Here is a 17,640-nt window from a genome sequence, read left to right as displayed (position 1 = left end):
AAATGCATACAGATTATGCTTACAGATTACGATAGATTTGAAAAGGAGGACGAAATTTTGGAGTTTACAACGTTGACACCTCAGGAATATGAAGCATTCCGGAATCAGCATCCCTATCGGGATTTTATGAACTCGCTGAAGGCGATGGATTTAAAAAAAATCAATCATTGGGATGTTGAGTACGTTGGAGTAAAGGAGCAGGATAAAGTTATCTGTGCAACTCCATTAACATCCATACCGGTAATGAAGCTGTACCGGTTTTACTATGCGCAACGCGGATTTCTAATGGATTATCATAACGTGGAGCTTTTGCGTTTTTTTACGAAGGAGCTAGCCGCATATTTGAAGAAAAAAAAGGGCTTATATTTAGTTGTTGACCCAAATGTATTATATAAAGAGCGCGATATCGATGGTGAGCTGGTGGAAAATGGCTTTGATCATTCCTATGTAGTGGACAATATGATTGCTTCAGGATATGAGCATCAGGGCTTTACCAAGGATTTTCAGGTGATTTCAGAGATTCGCTGGATGTTTGCCTTATACCTGGATGGCAAGGATGAGAATACGCTCCTCAAGGAAATGCATCAACAGACACGCTGGTCAGTGAATAAAACCTTAAAGCAGGGAATACAGGTGCGTGAATTGTCTATCGATGAACTGGACATCTTTCTTGATATGATGCATCATACCTCACAGCGCTGTGAATTTGCGGAGCGTGAGCCGGAATTCTACCGAAATCAAATGATTGCTTATGGTGAGGATGCGAAGCTACTCCTGGCATATCTCGATTTAAATGATTTCCGTAGAAAGCTGGATTTGGAAAAGCAGGATCTGGAAAAAGAGCATGCAGAGATACTCGCCAAGCTTGAAGAACTGCCGAATAGTAAGAAATTTATCAAGAAGAAAAAGGTATTGGATGAAGCATTGGCATTGAATGAAAAGAAATATAAGGATGCGGATACCTTGGAGCAGGAGCATGGAGCCTGTATACCGATGGCTACGTCGTTTTTTATTCAGTCGCAAGATGAGCTTGTCTACCTTTACAGCGCCGCATATGATACCTTTAAGAAATATAATGCGCCGTATGCAATTCAGTGGCATATGCTGCAGTATGCTCTGAAGCATGGAATTCGCAAATATAATTTCTATGGCTTATCCGGCGATTTTGATAAGAATGCGCAGGATTATGGGGTTTATGAGTTTAAAAAAGGCTTTCACGGTGTCGTGGAAGAGCTGGTTGGTGATTTTATTCTGCCAATCCAAAAGGGGCCGTATGCACTTTATAAGAAATTAAAGAACAAATAGTTCTATGGAGGTAGTATGCAATATCAATTTATAGAACAAGTCGATGCAAAGGAGCATGATGCGTTTGTAAGCAAACATAAATTATGCAATCTTCTGCAATCCAGCAGCTGGGGTCTTGTAAAGGAAAACTGGAAGCACACAATTGTGGGTGTAAAATATCAAAATCAGCTGGTAGCAAGCTGCATGATTCTCATCAAGCCACTGCCACTGGGATTCAGTATGTTTTATATTCCACGTGGACCGGTTCTGGATTTTTCGAATACTGCGCTTGTGGCATTTCTCATGAAAGAGCTGAAGCGCTATGCAAGGAAGTACAGGTGCCTGTTTATTACCTTTGATCCAGCTGTCCACTGTAACGATTATACAATAAAAGAAGCAAATGAGAACCATTATGAGCATATCGATGCTATGATACAGATGCTGCAGGATCAGGGGGCTGTATTTAAGGGATTCACAAAGCATATTGATGATACCATTCAGCCGCGTTATCATGCCAATGTTTACGCCTGTGATGACTTTAATGCTACCTTGTCCAAAGGCTGTAGGAAAGCATTACAGACGGTTCAGAAGAAAATGATTGAGGTTTTGCCTTATCATATGGATGGTGTAGAGGATTTTGCAAGGGTTATGCATTGTACGGAGGAGCGTAAAAATATTCATCTGCGGGATCAGGAATATTTTCAGCGTCTTATGGAAATCTACGGTGAGGATGCCGTCATCTTTCTGGCCAAGCTGCCGCTTCGCAAGCTGTATGAGGATACAAAGCAGCGATATGAGCAGAATGAAAGAGATTTGGCAAAATGTCCGGAGAATGCGAAGAAAAAACGCTTTACACTGGAAGAGCTTCACGCCTCTCTTAGTCGCGAGGTAAAGGAGCTGCAGGAGAATCTGGAGCGTGATGGAGATATTGCGGTTGTTTCCGGGGCGCTATGTGTAAAATTCGGACCGACTGCAGAAATACTGTATGCAGGAATGGATGAGCGCTATAAGCGTTATATGGCACCTTATGCCAGCTTTTACAGCTGTATGACATGGAGCTTTGAAAAGGGCTGTCGCTGGAGTAATATGGGAGGAATCGAAGGCAGCTTGAAAGGCGGTCTTACCAAATTCAAGGCGAATTATAATCCAACGATTAATGAATTTATCGGAGAGTTTGATTTACCTGTTTACAAATCACTGTATGCTCTATCGCAATGGGCAATGAAGCAGAGGAAGAAAGCACTGCAGAAGAAATAAGAGGTGAGAACGATGAAACAAATACCTGTCTGTTCGCTGGAGGAAACCGGAGAACTTGGATTGAAATTAGCTTCTCTTATAAAACCGGGAATGCTGATTACATTAAGCGGTGATCTGGGAGCCGGTAAGACAACATTTACAAAATATCTCGGTAAGGGGCTTGGTGTTAAAAAAACAATCAATTCGCCTACCTTCACTATTTTAAAAATATATCAGGGTACTTCCATGCCGGTTTACCATATTGATGCCTATCGGCTGGAGGGAATCACTCAGGATCTCGGATTTGAGGAGTATTTTGAGGATGATGGTGTATGTGTGATTGAATGGCCGCATTTTATTGAAAGTCAGCTTCCAGGGGAGCGATTACACATCGATATTACCAGAGTAGAGGGGGAAGATGAAAAACGAATGTTTACATTTGATCCAAAAGGCGAAGTGTATGAAAAAATTGTGGAGGCGTTATAATGAAAACATTATGCTTGGACAGTGCGCACAAGTATCTGGTTATCGGTCTGTATGAAAATGATCGTATGATATGCGGCACTGCTAATTTATCATGGAAGAGACAATCGGAGACCATATTTCCGGAGCTGATGCGCCTGATGAAGGAAGCCGGCTGGGACAGTGATGATGTGGATGAAGTTGTGATCACAGACGGACCGGGAAGCTATACAGGTGTGCGGATAGCAATGTGCGTTGCGAAGGTTTTATGTACCAGAAAGCATATACCGCTATACGCTGTTTCCACTCTGCAGCTTTATGCAGGAGTTCATGAGCGTGCATTTGTCATGCTGGATGCAAGAAGTCAGCGTGCTTATACAGGCGCTTTACAGGGCGGTAAATTTGTTGAAGAGGAACAAATTCTGACACTGGATGAAATTCGTTTGCTTCTGAATCAAGCGGATTATCAGCTGTTTGGAGACTGTGAGCTGATTGATCTAAAGGCGAAGGAACCAAAGTTTCTTGAAAACTTCATCGCATTGCGTCCGTTTTATAGAAAAATTGAGAATGTACATACATTAACTCCGCGTTATTTAAAGGAGTCGGATGCATATAAGGTAAAGCCATGATCCGCAAGGCTGCAGATAGGGATCTGGAGCGCATCATGCAGATTGAGGAGATTTGCTTCAGCAGTCGCTGGACAAAGGAAATGTTTCTTTACGAGCTGCATGAGAATGAATTTGGTCATTTTTATGTATTGGAAGAGAATCAAAAGATTGCTGGCTTCATTGATTTCTGGATAACATTTGAGTGCTGTCAGCTGGCGAATATCGCTGTACATCCTTCTTTTCAGAGAAGAGGGTACAGCCGCTGTCTGATGGATTTTATGATTGCATCGGCAGAGCAGGAACAGTGTGAAACAATCATGCTGGAGGTGCGCCCCTCGAATGAAGCAGCGCGCTGTCTTTATGATTCCTATGAGTTTATGAAGGTGAATATACGTAAAGGGTATTACAATGATAATGGCGAAGACGCCATTGTGATGTGCAAAGCCCTGGGAGGTAATTTGGTATGAAACAGACACTCATACTGGCTGTGGAATCCAGTTGTGATGAAACAGCTGTGGCGGTTGTAGCGGATGGAAAAGAGATTTTGTCCAATGTCGTTGCAACACAGATTGATGTACATAAGGAATTTGGTGGTGTTATTCCAGAGGTTGCAAGCAGAATTCATGTGGAAAACATATCTATGGTAATTGAGGAGGCATTGCATAAAGCGAACGTCGCGATGGAAGACATTGATGCGGTTGCTGTTACGCAGGGACCGGGTCTGGTAGGCTGTCTGCATATCGGTGTGCAGGCGGCTAAGACGCTTGCCTGGGCATTTCATAAGCCACTGGTACCGGTTCATCATATAGCCGGACATATATATGCAAATCGGCTGATTACGGATTTGAAATTTCCATTGCTGGCACTTGTGGTATCCGGTGGACATACAGAGCTGGTTTATATGAAGGATGAGTGGAGCTTTGAAATCCTAGGCACTACACAGGATGATGCTATTGGTGAAGCTGGAGATAAGGTAGGACGAGTGCTGGGACTGCCGTATCCAGGTGGTGTTTATGTGGATAGAATCGCTAAGGAAGGCAAGCCCATGTATAAGCTGGCAAGACCAAAAACAGAGAATCCAATGGATTTTTCCTTTAGTGGCCTGAAGAGCAGTGTATTGCAGTTCATTGATCGCTGTAAGCGAAAAAATGAAACCTTTGCCGCTGCTGATTTGGCTGCATCCTATCAGGAAACCGCGTTTGGCGCCCTGCTGGAGCGTGCGGAGTATGCATTGCAAAAATATCATCCTGCTCAGATGGTGCTTGCAGGTGGTGTTGCCGCAAATTCCTGTCTGCGTGAAAAGGTGGAAAAGGGTCTTGCTGATAAATATAAGGATATTGAATTCATCATTCCTCCATTGTCCTGCTGCACAGATAATGCGGCAATGATTGCCGTTGCAGGATATATTGCGTACACGCATGGCGTGCGCGGTGATTTTGATCTGACAGCAGATCCCGGCATTGAACTGGAAGAAGCTGCACAGAGTCCTGCATAGAATTACTGAAAAGTTCCGAAGCTGTAATCGGAGCTTTTTATTTGGTATCGTTTTTTTTAATCTATAATCTGTATTACATAGAGTCTTCATGCTTGTCTGATGTTTGGTTTACATGAGCATTTGCATTCCTTTGAAGGGATGGCGAACTAACGCGATTCTATTCTTCAGGACGGAATGCGAGAATGTCAATAAAGGCACATACACCGATTACAAACGCAATCAGTTTTTCCAGCCATGGAATCGAGGTTATCAACTGTGTCAGATAGTGAAAGCCCAAGAGCATGGATAAAGCATAGTTCAGACAGAATAGAATCGTAAGGATGAGACATATTTTTTGTGTTTTTTTCATTTTCTTCACCTGTTCTACTTTATGAAAATATTCTTCAATTATGAATGATTCCGGAAATCCTGGCATAAAGTAGGGTGAGCAGGAGGGAGATTTAATATGAAATCAAAAATCATTGCAGGCGTTGGTATTGTCGTTCTGGCTATCGCACTCATCTTCGCAATGAAACCAAAATCCTTTGATAAGCAGTTTGAGAAAAAGATGTCTGATATGAATTCCTATATCCTGGAAGGTAATATGGAAATTGCGAAGGGTGAGGATGTGAAGACATATGCTGTGGAGGTCGGTTACAAGAAGGCCGATAAGGATTTTTTCAAGGTGACATTGACGGATAAGGAGTTGAATCAGGAACAGATTATTCTTCGAAATGATGCTGGAGTTTTTGTAGTAACACCAAGTCTGAATCAGATTTTCAAGTTTGAGGGTGACTGGCCGATGAACTCTCCAAAACCGTATCTATTGCAGTCAATTTCAGATATTGTGAAGGGAAAGGATGCAGCGATTAAGGAGGAGAAGGGCGGTTATCTTGTGACAAGCAAGGTATCTTATCCAAATAATAAGAACTTCGATCATGAGGAAATCATGTTTGATAAGGATTCCAAGCTGAAGTGGCTGCAGATTTATAACAAGGACAATACATCTGAGCTTAAAATTGTGTTTACAAAGTCGGATTATAATGCAAAAATCAAGGATGATTATTTCAAGGCACCGACTGTTCTGGAAAAGTCAAAGGCTACATCTGCAATAACGGCTGCCGATTTGCCTTTATATCCGGTTATGGTGTATGATGCCAAGCTTGAAAATATCAGCAGTATGAATGCGAACGGACAGACGAAGCATGTTCTGGAGTATACGGGAGATAAGAATTTTACGGTTGTGGAAACAAAGAAGGAAAGTGTAAAGGAGACGCAGACTGTGATTATGCCCGGTGAAATGATGGATGCGTTGGATGTGGTAGGATTCTATGATGGAAACCATCTAAGTGCGGTGTATGATAATGTCGAGTTCACTGTATTTTCTGATGACCTGAGCCCGGAGGAAATGATGCAGGTGATTATGAGCATGCAGGTGGCTGTGATGAAGTAATGATAAGGAGAGGAGATGTATACTATGCAGATCTTTCTCCGGTTGTCGGTAGCGAGCAGGGAGGCGTTCGCCCGGTTGTTGTCGTGCAGAATGATAAAGGTAACCGCTATTCAAAAACAATTATTGTTGCTCCTATTTCAAAAAAGATGTCAAAGCCGCCAATTCCCACACACGTCATATTTAGTGATGATTCACTGAGCTATGTTTCTATGATCCTCTGTGAGCAGCTGCGTACCATAGATAAGAAGAGATTGGGGCAGTGGATCTGTACATTGGATGAAAAAACACTGGAAAAGATCAATCGGGCAATTCGGGTAAGCCTGAGTATATGAATACATGAGGGGTTCCTTTTTGGAATCTCTTTTTCATTATTGCTGAGGAAGTGATGACGATGATCGGTATAGGAAAAAGTGATAAGAAATCAATAAATTTTTCATTTTTTACTTGTCAAGAATGAAGTTTCGTGGTATTATATACAGGCATTGTGGTAATACAAGCTGAAGGTCCAGTGGTGTAGTGGTTAACATGCCTCCCTGTCACGGAGGAGATCGTGGGTTCGAGTCCCATCTGGACCGCCATTTAAATCTTTGAAATGTGTTTGAATATGCTGGTCCAGTGGTGTAGTGGTTAACATGCCTCCCTGTCACGGAGGAGATCGTGGGTTCGAGTCCCATCTGGACCGCCAGTTATGCAGATGTAGTTCAATGGTAGAACACAGCCTTGCCAAGGCTGATACGGGGGTTCAATTCCCCTCATCTGCTCCATAGAATGATAAAAGCCGATAGATTTCGGCTTTTTTTTCGCTATCAAAAAGTTTGCCAACTTTTTGACCAACAAATTTCAGGAGCAGATGAGGGAACCCGATTGCGCCATGGCAGGCTTTCAGCTGAATGCATAACCGGCTGTGTATATAAACAGCGAACCCATGATCGGTATACTGTGTGTGGCATGGTAACCACAAACGTGCGAGCCAACCCACGATTTCAACGCGTTGATGGTTGAGACGGGAGGCAGATCGAAAAGTGACTGGACCGTTCAAGAGAAGCAGTGCATACAGGTTAGCTTATATGCGTGTTTAAGATTTGCTATTATATTTAACTTAGACTGCTATGATACTTAGAAATTGATCAAGATTTGTTGAAAATTGTATTTACTGTATCATTAACCGTTCAATGTTCAGATAGTTTATATTTTTTAGCCTTATATAGGTTTTTTTTGCCTTTTTTTAGGAGTTTTAAAAATTTTAATCGTATGTATATAGTGAAAGGAGGAAAATTACATGTATTTACCATTAAATTGCAGTTACAGGCCACGCATGATGAAAAGCAGATACTCCGTGCATACAGCAGGCGCTTTCAGGACGAGGTCGAGCGCATCATCAGACGATATCAAAAGCTGGGAAGTGTCATATTTATACCATATAAATGGGTCAGTTCAGATATCGCATTTTATTCCAAAAATCAGGTACTGCACTATGCGAAGACTCTGTATGAGGAGCGCAGACTGCAGCATAGGGCCGTGTATCCCAGCAGTTTTTCCTGTATGGCGAAATCTATGCAGCTTGAGAAGAATTCAATTGTATTCATGTTTGGCCAAAGCTTTCTTGTTCCTGAACTGCGTATCAGAACCGAAATACATAAACAGCAGTGGAAGCGGTTATGGAGTGGGGAATTGGTAAAAGCGGATATAAGAGAAATACATCACGATTTCTACGCTTATCTGCTGCTTTGTGTTCATACACCGAATACTGCCGGAATTCTGAACGAGGAAAGAAAAATGGGAGTTGATATTGGTATGCGATGTCCGGCAGTTTGTTATACCTGCGATGGTGTAATCCGATTTGTCGGGAACGGCAGAGAAATCCGGTATCACACAAGAAGGATCAGAAAAAGAGCAGATGAATTTATAAAGAGAACGCAGGGTAAAAAGAAACAGCAGTACCATCGTCTGAATGATTACAAACGCTATATCGATCACTGCCTTGCGCGTGAGATTGTAAATTTTGCAATTGAACAGAAAATCCAGATTATCTGTCTGGAAAAGCTGTACCATTTACAAAAAAAATTTTCAAAGCATGAACAGATTTGCTGGTCCTATCAGCGTCTCCAGCAATTTATAGCGTATAAAGCAAAGCTTGCAGGAATACATATTCGTTACGTGAATCCAAGACTTACCAGCAAGCGCTGTCCTTCCTGTGGAAAAATCAATAACGTGAAAGGAAGAACCTATACCTGCCGCTGTGGTTTTCACCATCATCGTGATGTTGTCGGTGCTATGAATATTCTTCATGCACCTGAGATTCTCTGAATGAGAGTCTGCCCTGAATACCATTGGTACTGTTCAGGGATTGGTGAGGGCGCACCTGAGACTGCATAGCAGCTTCATAAAGAAACGTCCAGGGACTTGAATCTCATGTGCTGTTTATACAGTACGAAAACTCCATCTTTATGAAAGGTGGAGTTTTTAAAAAAGAAGCTGCGTGCATCTCTTTAAGATAATGATAATTCCGCAATAGTCAGGTCAGAAAGGTATGCTTTCAGATTGTCATCAATCAAAGACCAGACCTCACGCATCAGTATTCTCTTCATTGGATCTCGTTCATCCTGTGTGTTGACGATGCTTGTATTGGTTTCCATCAACGCAATGATATCATAAATCGTGATACTTTCAATCGGACGTATCAGCTGATAGCCACCCTGGCTTCCCCGGGCACTTGCGATGAACCCGGCTTTTTTCAATGTTGCGAAGATCAGCTCCAGATAGCGTTCGGAAATTTCCTCACGTGCACCTATTTCTGTAATTGACAGCGGGTGGTCTTTACCGTATATAGCAAGATCAATTAAACATCTTGCCGCATATCGTGATTTTGTTGACAGCTTCATGCACTCACCTCATTTCTATAAATATCAGTTAGATATTTCAGTGTCTTACTCTCAAGGACTTTGTAGATTTGTTCCTGCATACCCATCCACACCGGTTGTGTCCGACAAATACCGGAGCGAGTACATGTATGGGAAAGACATACAACAGGATCCAGTTTCTCTTCAACTGCCAGAATAATATCCTTTGCCGTTATTTCTTCAGGATCCTTTGCAATCTGATAGCCGCCATCCTTGCCGCGTATACTTATCAGGAGCTGTGCTTTTTTCAATTGTTTGAAAATCTGTTCCAGATATTTCACCGAGCAGTTTCTGGCATCAGCTATATCGCGAATACTGACACATGCAGTATTTCTTGAGGCCAGCTCAATCATGGCTTCCAGTGCATATATGCCCTTTGTAGAAATTTTCATATCATATCTCTCCCATCAATTCTTATCTTATATTTTAGTTGATATATATCAAAAAGACAAGCATATCATACAAAAATTATAGGAATATTGAATCTTATGCATTGACAATCAAAGGAAAATAACATATAATCCCAGTAAAATGATAGGAGATGGAAGCGTGAAACTGAAAATTCATATTGCTGACAAGTTTCATCATACGACACGATGTTATTACCTCGCCTTAGTTTCTATAAAATAACAAAAGAAGATGGATAAGAAAAAGGAGAACAAATACATGGAGAAAATATATAACAGCATAACCGAACTGATTGGCAGCACGCCATTGATCAGGGTTCATCGTTTGAATAAAGAGGGAAAGGCAGAGATTCTGGTGAAAACAGAGGCTTTCAATCCTGGCGGAAGTGTAAAGGATCGCATTGCATATCAAATGATTATGGAGGCTAAAAAGGCAGGAAGGCTTGACAAAGACACAGTACTGATTGAGCCGACGTCTGGTAATACAGGTATCGGTTTGGCGATGACTGCGGCGGCTCTCGGTATACGCCTAATGATCGTTCTTCCCGAAACTATGAGTGTCGAGCGCAGGAAAATGATTCGTGCATATGGTGCTGAGCTGATACTGACTGAGGGAAGTAAGGGGATGACGGGAGCAATTGCCAAAGCTGAGGAGCTGCATAAGGAGATACCGAATTCCATCATTCTTCAGCAATTTGAAAACGCGGACAATCCCAACGCTCATTATCTTCATACCGGAGAGGAAATCTGGAGAGATACAGATGGAAAGCTTGATGTATTTGTCGCAGGCGTCGGCACCGGTGGCACAATCAGTGGAGTTGCAGCTTATCTGAAAGAAAAGAATGCGGATATCCGGATGGTAGCTGTGGAGCCTGAAAATTCTCCGGTATTATCCGGTGGAGCTGCAGGCCCGCACAAAATTCAGGGAATCGGTGCAGGATTTATACCAAAAAACTATCATGGAGAGCTTGTAGATGAGATTGTGCAGGTCAAGGATGAAGCTGCTATTTCCACAGCAAAAAAACTTGCACAGGAAGAGGGAATTGCAGTCGGCATTTCCAGTGGAGCAGCTATGTATGCGGCCTTACAGCTTGCGAAACGGGATGTGTTTGCAGGAAAGCGAATTGTTGTTCTTTTGCCAGATACTGCAGAACGTTATCTTTCCACCGTACTTTTTGAGGATTAGCAGAAGCAGGGATCGCAAAAAACATTTCTTTCTTAAACGGAACCATATTATGAAAACGAGGTTTGGTTTTGATCAATTTCATGTAATGATCATTTATCCAGCCTCCTTTTTCTATAGGGCGCTTCATAATGAATGCACAGCTGTTGGAATGCCTGGAGTTTCACAGTATAGCCTGTTCACTTAACCGTTTCCTATGCCCTACTCCTAAGTCGACACCATAGAATCTGTGTTCAATTCTCTTCTACGATCTGTATATAAAAAAACATCGCAATTGCGATGTTTCACTTTTTAATGGCGGAGTAGGAGAGATTTGAACTCTCGCGCCAGTTTCCCGACCTATACCCTTAGCAGGGGCACCTCTTCAGCCTCTTGAGTACTACTCCAGCTCTGATCAGCAGTAAGTGGTTAGATAAAACCGTTTTATTCCACTGCCATAAAAGTATATCATAATCGTTTTTAAAAGTCCATACCTAATTTTTAAATTTGTGCATATATCCCATCCCGGTTAGTTACTATTGTCCACACATCATAATATATTCAAATACTGTAATCATATAAATACAGGCAATAGCAACAACGGTGATATCTCTAGTAGTGCACGTGTTTTCTCAGTCTAAGACAGTTGAATAGTAACTGCCGTATCGTTGCTCAGGAATATGCATACATAAGTAGATACTGCGTGGTTTTGCATCCTTCAAAACAGAAATTTGTATAAGTATGTATACCCATATCCTGTATAGCACACATAACCTCATGCGCTGAAAAATGAAGTGAGAGAAGAAATAAGCGCAGCTATCCATCATATGGAGATGTCATATGATGAGTTTCTGGACCTCTGTAAAAGAAAAGAGTTATAACTGCTATGCGTATCATCTCCTAGATATGCAAGGTATGAAAATAATGAAATAAAAAAATTTAATAAATTTTAGGAATTTCACCTTTTCCATCCGTATATAAGGGTAAAAGGAGGTAATCAGTTATGTATCGAACGATTAAAATAAGACTTCATGCAACAAAAGAACAAAAGGAGCATCTGCTTGCATATGAGGAGGTCTATCACACAGATTTACAGGATTTGATCCATCAGCTGCACAAGCACCCATCCAGCATTAGATATGCGGATTTATGCTTTTCCGACGCGATTGAGGTTCACAGTCGCTGGTTGCTGTATCAGACAGCCTTGAAAATGTTCAACAGGCAGCTGGCGCATAAAAAAACATCCTATGGGAAATCGAGTACATGGGGACCGCGTTCTTTTCAAATAAAAAGCAGTCGTTTAACGCTGCATTACGGAAGACAATTTTCACACAGAAAGGACACTCTGCTTATGAAGCCGCTATCTCAGGAGCTGCTGTCCCTGCAGGAGCATACGATTATCCGTATGGATCTAGTCCATGATGAGTTTTTCTGGTATGCGAATTTTCTTATCCGGATTGCTGCGAATACATGAAATAGTGTAGCCATTTTCTGTAAAATATGCTACGATAATTAACGGTTACAGTTTGATAGAAGAGGTTCATATGAAAACAGATGGAATTATTTTTGATGTTGACGGCACACTCTGGGATGCGACGCAGAGAATCGCTGAAGCATATACGGTTATTCTGGAGCGGGAAAAAATCGAAGGTAAAGTTATAACAGCAGACATGCTTGCGTCTGTGATGGGTCTTTTGAATGAGGATATCGCGGCAAGACTGTTTCCTGAGCTATCCTGTGAAAAGCGGATGCGACTTATCGAAACCTGCTGTGAATTCGAATGTGAGTATTTGCGAAAGCATGGCGGTAGGCTGTATCCCCATGTTGAGGATACTTTGGAAAAGCTGTCAGCGCGGTATCCATTGTATATAGTATCAAATTGTCAGGATGGTTATATTGAGGCAATGTTTGCTGTACATGGTCTTCAGAAATATTTCAGAGATTATGAATGCTCCGGAAGAACTGGGAAAGCGAAGTTTGAAAATCTGAAATCCATAGTGGAACGCAATCACCTGCAGCAGCCTGTTTATATCGGTGATACAAAGACAGATCAGGTATCCTGCTGTAAGGCAGGGATACCATTCATCTATGCTTCCTTTGGATTCGGTGAAGCGGATGATTATGCAGCAAGTGTGGATACATTTTCAAAGCTTGCTCAGCTGTTTTTGACAGAACAATAGCATTACGGTATTGATACAGAGGAAATGGAGGGTACGCCATGAGTGAAGAAAAAAAAGAACAAAGCACAACTCCGGAATCTGGACTTGATCAGATTTCTTTGGATGACGAAAATAAGGAAGAGCTGATTGCGTCAGACAGTCTGGATAAAATGATGGAAGAGCTAAAAGCGGATGCGGACGGCAAGCCACAGCAAGCTACGCAGGAAATAGAAAAGCCAGTGAGCGCAGCTCCTGCTGAGAATGTGAAAAAGTATAAGCTGTTTTTTGTTTCCGATATGGATGAAGAAGCAGAGTATCTGCACAGCATGTCAGAGAAGGGGCTTCATTTCGTAAGGAAAAACGGAATTCAATACATATTTAAAAAAGATACGCCGAAAAATTATTATTATCACCTTGGATATTATGAAAAAGATATTCGTGACCCTGACCAGTATGTGGAAAATTACAAAGAGGCGGGATGGGACAATATCTATCATGAAAAAGGCGAGTTTAATGGTGTGTGGAATTACTTTCGTACAGAGATGGAAACTGGCACAAAACCGGAGATTTTCAGTGATCGTACGTCAAGGATTGCTTTATATAAGCGACTTTTGACAAGCTGGAGGTCGTTGCTTACCATGCTGGCCATTTGTTCGGCTTTTATCATAGGGCTTCTCGCCTTTTTATGGCTGGGTGTAAATGCATCCTCCATTACTACATTAGGAATTCAGGTTTCCGGTGTGATTCTGCTTTTGATACTTGCGGTTTTTATTTTATATTTGCGGCTGTATCACAAAATAGGCAGAAAGCTTGAGGAGCTTGAAAAGCATTAGTACTGTATATAAAAAGCTGTAACGCGATTACTGTGAAAGCAATACGTTACAGCTTTTCTAATTCCCTATAAAGAAATCGAGGATATTCCATCCGGCATCTGTCTCCTGTTTATACAGCTCAGTATAACCGCAGCGAGTGCAGGAAACCGTGATAAATTTCTTGTTCTGTACATCGAAGATTTTTGAAAAATTACCGCCTGTTGCCTGAAATTGATCACTTTCATATTGTGTGTTACCACATTTCGGGCAGACATATTGTTTCTTCTCCATAAATACGCCTCCTTGTTTTTCTGATTATATCACGGAGATACAGAAAAAGGAAGATGGCATATATCAGCAGGGAGACTTTTCATGGTGCAGGGGCAGGGCTCCATGTCCCAAAGTACACAGCCATTTTCAGCAGAAGGTAGTGGATGTATCAAAATGACAGCTCTTACCGTTGCCTGATATCGATAAAATATTGTATAATAACAGAACGAGGTGAGAACATGCTTGATTTACAGAAACATAAGGAATATTTATGGAAGTATCTGTTGACATATGGAAAAGCCAGAAAAAAGCGGGAGGACTACCGGCAGCTGGTATTTCCATTTCAAGATATCGTGATAGAGGAAGGAAAGACAGTGGAGGATTATCGCAGTGAGGCTTTAAAGCAACAGCTAGAGGCCTGCAGTTCGATAGAAGAGATATTTGATATGATTTCGCTGGAATACAAGGACTATTATTTTTTGGAAATCAGCGCTCTGTTACATGATGACCAGACACTGTATTCCCATCTTTTGAAAAAGACAATGGATACAGCCGGAATCACAGATTACATTTCCGCACACAACTACGAATATTTAATAAAATTCGCAGATGAAGAAACACAGCAGTATATCACACAAAAGCTTACACAATAACGCAAAGAAGTCATGAAGCTGCGGTTTATCAGCATAAGCAAAAGGGATCAGGTACATCGTTTCTTTCGATACATTGATCCTTTTGAATTTAGCATGAGCACTGTCTGACGGGATAATAGCTTCAACTCCTTTAGCTGTTTGATTCCCTTTCCATAACAGAGGGCAGGCACCGTCATAGCGGCGATGTATATAAGAAAAAAGTACATCTGAAAAAATGATTTTATCCAGAAAAAGCGGAAAACACCATCATTACAAGAGCATTCTTTTATTAAGAAAACCACACAGGCAAGCGTTTGTATGGAATGCTTCCCAAAGCGGTTAAGGAATTGATAAAGCCAAATACGTAAGGATACTATCATTGTCTTTGTGCATCCTACATAACAAAGTCTTCGTCCTATGCAATAAGATTTTTCTGGTTAAATTTATCGATAGTAAGTAAAACGACATTTCATAAAACCTTTGCGAAAGTGAAAACCTACGAAATGGCAACAGGGAATGCCTTATCTATAGGTTTTCATTTCAAGCTTGTCCGTTTTTCTGCTTCAGTTAAGTCGACATTAGTAAAGCTGCAGCTGTTATCCAACAGCTGTTTTTTTTATGAAATTAAATAATCTCGGTAAAACAAGTCTTTTTTGCATATTTTTCAAAAAGAACCAAGTATGGTGCAAATGCTGATAACGCTTTCAATTTGCACCAAGATGGTGCACAAAGCGAATTTATGAAGCATAGCAATTCTGAATCGTTTACGGTAAGATAAAGGTGCAAAAGAAACCGCATACAACGAAGGGAGGAATCGTTCGTGATTGACCGGATGACAGAAAAAACCATACGACTGCTGCTGGAACAAAAAGAACCGATCACCACGTCCGTGATTGCGAATGAAATCGGTGTTTCGAGAAGCAGCATCAAGCACAATCTGGATTATGTAAAGAAGACACTGCAGAAGGCAGGTGTCCTATTGAATTCCATCCCCGGTAAGGGTGTCTGGTTATCTGCGGATGATCATCAGCGAAAAGCTGTTTTACAGCTGCTACAGGAGAACAGTGATCATTCCTCATCCTATAATTACCGTAAAAAATATATACTGGATGTCTTGTTTGAATACAATTCCAGCTATACGATCCAGCTGTTTGCCGAGGAACTGAACGTGGCACGCAACGTTATTACAAAGGATTTGGAGGTGCTGGAGCAGTGGCTGTTAAAATTTGATTTAAAAATTGTGAAGAAGCGCAATATGGGAATCGGTGTGGCGGGTGGAGAGTTTAATATCCGACAGGCGATTCTGGAGAATAATAAGGAGTTCATGAATGAAATCTATGGCAGTGAACAGGTGCCGGAGGGAATGGATTACCGCATTTCAGAAAAATTCTATAACTACTTTCTGGAAATGTATGACGACTTCGATATCCTGTATCTGCAGGAGCTGTTAAAGGATGTGGAGGATGATCTGGAAATGACATTCACGGATACCGACTACTGGCAGCTTATGGAATATGTTGCCGTGACGCTGCGCAGAGTTCGCAAGGGCAATGTTATTGTGGAAAAGAATATCATGAACAAGCTGAATGTCAATAACGATCAATACACCGCCGCTAAGAATCTGTTTGATACGGCAATTCACGGTCTGCAGGCCTATCTGGGACTGGAAATCCGATGCATGGCGGCTCAGTTCATCGTCTTCAGCAACCATGGACTGGATGATGAAATCAATATGGAATACTTTGATGCGATTACCAGGGAGTTTCTGGAGCATCTCAAAGCAATCGTCGCCAACAAGCGCTTTGTGATCAGTGAGGGACTTGTCCATGATGTGAGTCTCTTTATCCAGAAAAAGAAGGCGCAGGAGACCTTCGCCATATCCAAACGGTACGATTTCCGTCAGGATATCAAGCATCGTTTTCCCAGCCTGTACGGTATTACGCTGACAACGATCGAGGAAGTGGAATCCTGCCTGAAAATCAGCTTCACGGATGATGATATCGCCTATATCGTCATGCTGATCAACAATGCAATCGATGAATCGGATCATCCGGTCAATGCCGTGTTTATCTCGGCAGCCGATTTCCATACATCCAAGTATCAGGCGAATAAAATAATGCGCAATGTGGAAAATCTGGCCATCAGCAAGATTCTGCATTATGAGGATATAAAGGAAAGCTCCATTACTAAATTTGAATTGATTATTACGACCGTACCGCTGGAGCTGAAGAAAAATGTCCTGCTTGTCAGTCGCGAAATCAGCGATGACGATCTTGAAAAGATAAGCCGGGCAATTACAGAGAAGCAGAATGTGGAAGTAGCGGATCGGGATGAAGCCTTCCAGCTGTTTGATCCGAAGCTGATTCTGTGTGATGTGAATGCCAAGCGAAAGGAGGATGTCATATCCAGAGGCTGTCAGCTGCTCTATGAAAAAGGATATGTGAAAAAAGGTTTTGAGAAGAAGATATGGGAGCGGGAGAAGACAACACCGACTTCTATTGGAAACAGTATTGCAGTACCGCATGGCTATAAGACATATGTGAAAAAAAGCGGCATTGTTGTCATGCGTTTAAAGCGTCCGATGAACTGGACATACGAGGATCGTATTGAGATTGTATTTTTAATGGCCATTGATTTCAATACGCAGTCCGAAGTATATAACTTTTTCCAGCAATTCTATGCATTCATTGATGATCGATCAAATATCAAGGCCTTGAAGAATGCAAGGGATGAAATGGAAATCTGGGAGATTCTGCAGCAGAGTGGAATCACCGCATAGAA

At 41.7% G+C, this 17,640-nt stretch carries 19 protein-coding genes and 4 tRNA genes; 18 read left to right on the top strand and 5 right to left on the bottom strand.

The features are described 5' to 3' along the window. Nucleotides 1-57: 57 nt before the first annotated feature. The 6 genes from ACG3M1_RS18285 to tsaD are packed head-to-tail and all read left to right on the top strand — an operon-like array spanning nucleotide 58 to nucleotide 5,085. Complete coding sequence (locus ACG3M1_RS18285; protein WP_224727414.1) at nucleotides 58-1,305, top strand: aminoacyltransferase; 1,248 nt, start codon at nucleotides 58-60, stop codon at nucleotides 1,303-1,305. A gap of 15 nt (nucleotides 1,306-1,320) precedes the next feature. Beyond that, nucleotides 1,321-2,541, top strand: a complete 1,221-nt coding sequence (locus ACG3M1_RS18280; protein ID WP_008818767.1) for a peptidoglycan bridge formation glycyltransferase FemA/FemB family protein — start codon at nucleotides 1,321-1,323, stop codon at nucleotides 2,539-2,541. Between the two features lie 12 nt (nucleotides 2,542-2,553). Further along, entirely contained in the window at nucleotides 2,554-3,006 is a 453-nt protein-coding gene (gene tsaE, locus ACG3M1_RS18275) for a tRNA (adenosine(37)-N6)-threonylcarbamoyltransferase complex ATPase subunit type 1 TsaE (RefSeq protein WP_008818768.1), read from the top strand. After that, the gene (gene tsaB, locus ACG3M1_RS18270) at nucleotides 3,006-3,611 is read left to right on the top strand and encodes a tRNA (adenosine(37)-N6)-threonylcarbamoyltransferase complex dimerization subunit type 1 TsaB (RefSeq protein ID WP_008818769.1); all 606 of its coding nucleotides are present in this window, start codon (nucleotides 3,006-3,008) and stop codon (nucleotides 3,609-3,611) included. The genes tsaE and tsaB overlap by 1 nt, the downstream gene beginning before the upstream one ends. Continuing rightward, entirely contained in the window at nucleotides 3,608-4,057 is a 450-nt protein-coding gene (gene rimI, locus ACG3M1_RS18265; RefSeq protein ID WP_008818770.1) for a ribosomal protein S18-alanine N-acetyltransferase, read from the top strand. The genes tsaB and rimI overlap by 4 nt, the downstream gene beginning before the upstream one ends. After that, complete coding sequence (tsaD, locus tag ACG3M1_RS18260) at nucleotides 4,054-5,085, top strand: tRNA (adenosine(37)-N6)-threonylcarbamoyltransferase complex transferase subunit TsaD (protein ID WP_008818771.1); 1,032 nt, start codon at nucleotides 4,054-4,056, stop codon at nucleotides 5,083-5,085. Before rimI ends, tsaD begins: the two co-directional genes overlap by 4 nt. A 157-nt stretch (nucleotides 5,086-5,242) precedes the next feature. Here the strand turns inward: tsaD and ACG3M1_RS18255 are convergent, their stop codons facing one another. Then, nucleotides 5,243-5,434, bottom strand: a complete 192-nt coding sequence (locus ACG3M1_RS18255) for a DUF378 domain-containing protein (protein WP_008818772.1) — start codon at nucleotides 5,432-5,434, stop codon at nucleotides 5,243-5,245. 96 nt (nucleotides 5,435-5,530) lie between these two features. Between ACG3M1_RS18255 and ACG3M1_RS18250 the strand changes: the two genes are divergently transcribed. From ACG3M1_RS18250 to ACG3M1_RS18225, 6 genes are all read left to right on the top strand, one after another. Continuing rightward, nucleotides 5,531-6,517, top strand: coding sequence for a LolA family protein (locus ACG3M1_RS18250; RefSeq protein WP_002607658.1), 987 nt, complete (start codon nucleotides 5,531-5,533; stop codon nucleotides 6,515-6,517). After that, entirely contained in the window at nucleotides 6,517-6,849 is a 333-nt protein-coding gene (locus tag ACG3M1_RS18245; protein ID WP_002607657.1) for a type II toxin-antitoxin system PemK/MazF family toxin, read from the top strand. The genes ACG3M1_RS18250 and ACG3M1_RS18245 overlap by 1 nt, the downstream gene beginning before the upstream one ends. A 170-nt stretch (nucleotides 6,850-7,019) precedes the next feature. Next, nucleotides 7,020-7,095: transfer RNA gene (locus ACG3M1_RS18240), tRNA-Asp, on the top strand. Between the two features lie 31 nt (nucleotides 7,096-7,126). Continuing rightward, nucleotides 7,127-7,202, top strand: a tRNA-Asp gene (locus ACG3M1_RS18235). A gap of 5 nt (nucleotides 7,203-7,207) precedes the next feature. Continuing rightward, nucleotides 7,208-7,281 (top strand) — tRNA-Gly (locus tag ACG3M1_RS18230). A gap of 487 nt (nucleotides 7,282-7,768) precedes the next feature. Then, entirely contained in the window at nucleotides 7,769-8,824 is a 1,056-nt protein-coding gene (locus ACG3M1_RS18225) for an RNA-guided endonuclease InsQ/TnpB family protein (protein WP_395814390.1), read from the top strand. 182 nt (nucleotides 8,825-9,006) lie between these two features. Here the strand turns inward: ACG3M1_RS18225 and ACG3M1_RS18220 are convergent, their stop codons facing one another. Then, nucleotides 9,007-9,399 (bottom strand): RrF2 family transcriptional regulator, encoded by a 393-nt coding sequence (locus ACG3M1_RS18220; RefSeq protein ID WP_008818775.1) that lies wholly within the window; start codon nucleotides 9,397-9,399, stop codon nucleotides 9,007-9,009. Continuing rightward, the gene (locus ACG3M1_RS18215; protein ID WP_009270950.1) at nucleotides 9,396-9,809 is read right to left on the bottom strand and encodes an RrF2 family transcriptional regulator; all 414 of its coding nucleotides are present in this window, start codon (nucleotides 9,807-9,809) and stop codon (nucleotides 9,396-9,398) included. The genes ACG3M1_RS18220 and ACG3M1_RS18215 overlap by 4 nt, the downstream gene beginning before the upstream one ends. Nucleotides 9,810-10,083: 274 nt before the next feature. Here ACG3M1_RS18215 and cysK point away from each other — a divergent pair, with 274 nt between their 5' ends. Next, nucleotides 10,084-11,010, top strand: coding sequence for a cysteine synthase A (cysK, locus tag ACG3M1_RS18210; protein WP_008818776.1), 927 nt, complete (start codon nucleotides 10,084-10,086; stop codon nucleotides 11,008-11,010). A gap of 292 nt (nucleotides 11,011-11,302) precedes the next feature. Here cysK and ACG3M1_RS18205 read toward each other — a convergent pair. Further along, nucleotides 11,303-11,393: transfer RNA gene (locus ACG3M1_RS18205), tRNA-Ser, on the bottom strand. Nucleotides 11,394-11,989: 596 nt separating this feature from the next. Here ACG3M1_RS18205 and ACG3M1_RS18200 point away from each other — a divergent pair. The 3 genes from ACG3M1_RS18200 (at nucleotide 11,990) to ACG3M1_RS18190 (ending at nucleotide 13,978) form a co-directional block, all read left to right on the top strand. Continuing rightward, nucleotides 11,990-12,460 (top strand): hypothetical protein, encoded by a 471-nt coding sequence (locus tag ACG3M1_RS18200; RefSeq protein WP_008818777.1) that lies wholly within the window; start codon nucleotides 11,990-11,992, stop codon nucleotides 12,458-12,460. Nucleotides 12,461-12,530: 70 nt separating this feature from the next. Beyond that, on the top strand, nucleotides 12,531-13,166 hold the full coding sequence (locus ACG3M1_RS18195; protein ID WP_008818778.1) for an HAD family hydrolase: 636 nt from the start codon (nucleotides 12,531-12,533) through the stop codon (nucleotides 13,164-13,166). Nucleotides 13,167-13,204: 38 nt separating this feature from the next. After that, a complete protein-coding gene (locus ACG3M1_RS18190; protein ID WP_242409242.1) occupies nucleotides 13,205-13,978 on the top strand; it encodes a DUF2812 domain-containing protein in 774 nt (257 codons plus the stop codon). A gap of 57 nt (nucleotides 13,979-14,035) precedes the next feature. On the opposite strand, the gene ACG3M1_RS18185 is transcribed toward ACG3M1_RS18190, so the two are convergent. Continuing rightward, nucleotides 14,036-14,248 (bottom strand): zinc ribbon domain-containing protein, encoded by a 213-nt coding sequence (locus ACG3M1_RS18185; protein ID WP_002607649.1) that lies wholly within the window; start codon nucleotides 14,246-14,248, stop codon nucleotides 14,036-14,038. Between the two features lie 218 nt (nucleotides 14,249-14,466). Here ACG3M1_RS18185 and ACG3M1_RS18180 point away from each other — a divergent pair, with 218 nt between their 5' ends. Both ACG3M1_RS18180 and ACG3M1_RS18175 read left to right on the top strand, forming a co-directional pair. After that, nucleotides 14,467-14,880: a hypothetical protein gene (locus ACG3M1_RS18180; protein WP_009587743.1), complete on the top strand. Its 414-nt coding sequence runs from the start codon at nucleotides 14,467-14,469 to the stop codon at nucleotides 14,878-14,880. A gap of 799 nt (nucleotides 14,881-15,679) precedes the next feature. Next, nucleotides 15,680-17,638 (top strand): BglG family transcription antiterminator, encoded by a 1,959-nt coding sequence (locus ACG3M1_RS18175; protein ID WP_002607647.1) that lies wholly within the window; start codon nucleotides 15,680-15,682, stop codon nucleotides 17,636-17,638. Nucleotides 17,639-17,640 lie beyond the last annotated feature (2 nt).

It is taken from the genome of Clostridium sp. 10cd*, assembly GCF_044336395.1.
GTDB classification, from domain to species: Bacteria; Bacillota_I; Bacilli_A; order Erysipelotrichales; family Erysipelotrichaceae; genus Clostridium_AQ; species Clostridium_AQ innocuum.
The sequence above is the reverse complement of the archived record's forward strand: the minus strand, read 5'-3'. Positions and strand labels throughout refer to the sequence as shown.

Coding starts and splice junctions, on each gene's coding strand:
- ACG3M1_RS18190 (WP_242409242.1), top strand. CDS start 13,205: ATGAGTGAAGAAAAAAAAGAACAAAGCACAACTCCGGAATCTGGACTT.
- cysK (WP_008818776.1), top strand. CDS start 10,084: ATGGAGAAAATATATAACAGCATAACCGAACTGATTGGCAGCACGCCA.
- ACG3M1_RS18280 (WP_008818767.1), top strand. CDS start 1,321: ATGCAATATCAATTTATAGAACAAGTCGATGCAAAGGAGCATGATGCG.
- ACG3M1_RS18200 (WP_008818777.1), top strand. CDS start 11,990: ATGTATCGAACGATTAAAATAAGACTTCATGCAACAAAAGAACAAAAG.
- ACG3M1_RS18225 (WP_395814390.1), top strand. CDS start 7,769: ATGTATATAGTGAAAGGAGGAAAATTACATGTATTTACCATTAAATTG.
- ACG3M1_RS18185 (WP_002607649.1), bottom strand. CDS start 14,248: ATGGAGAAGAAACAATATGTCTGCCCGAAATGTGGTAACACACAATAT.
- tsaE (WP_008818768.1), top strand. CDS start 2,554: ATGAAACAAATACCTGTCTGTTCGCTGGAGGAAACCGGAGAACTTGGA.
- ACG3M1_RS18245 (WP_002607657.1), top strand. CDS start 6,517: ATGATAAGGAGAGGAGATGTATACTATGCAGATCTTTCTCCGGTTGTC.
- ACG3M1_RS18250 (WP_002607658.1), top strand. CDS start 5,531: ATGAAATCAAAAATCATTGCAGGCGTTGGTATTGTCGTTCTGGCTATC.
- ACG3M1_RS18195 (WP_008818778.1), top strand. CDS start 12,531: ATGAAAACAGATGGAATTATTTTTGATGTTGACGGCACACTCTGGGAT.
- rimI (WP_008818770.1), top strand. CDS start 3,608: ATGATCCGCAAGGCTGCAGATAGGGATCTGGAGCGCATCATGCAGATT.
- ACG3M1_RS18215 (WP_009270950.1), bottom strand. CDS start 9,809: ATGAAAATTTCTACAAAGGGCATATATGCACTGGAAGCCATGATTGAG.
- ACG3M1_RS18255 (WP_008818772.1), bottom strand. CDS start 5,434: ATGAAAAAAACACAAAAAATATGTCTCATCCTTACGATTCTATTCTGT.
- tsaD (WP_008818771.1), top strand. CDS start 4,054: ATGAAACAGACACTCATACTGGCTGTGGAATCCAGTTGTGATGAAACA.
- ACG3M1_RS18180 (WP_009587743.1), top strand. CDS start 14,467: ATGCTTGATTTACAGAAACATAAGGAATATTTATGGAAGTATCTGTTG.
- tsaB (WP_008818769.1), top strand. CDS start 3,006: ATGAAAACATTATGCTTGGACAGTGCGCACAAGTATCTGGTTATCGGT.
- ACG3M1_RS18220 (WP_008818775.1), bottom strand. CDS start 9,399: ATGAAGCTGTCAACAAAATCACGATATGCGGCAAGATGTTTAATTGAT.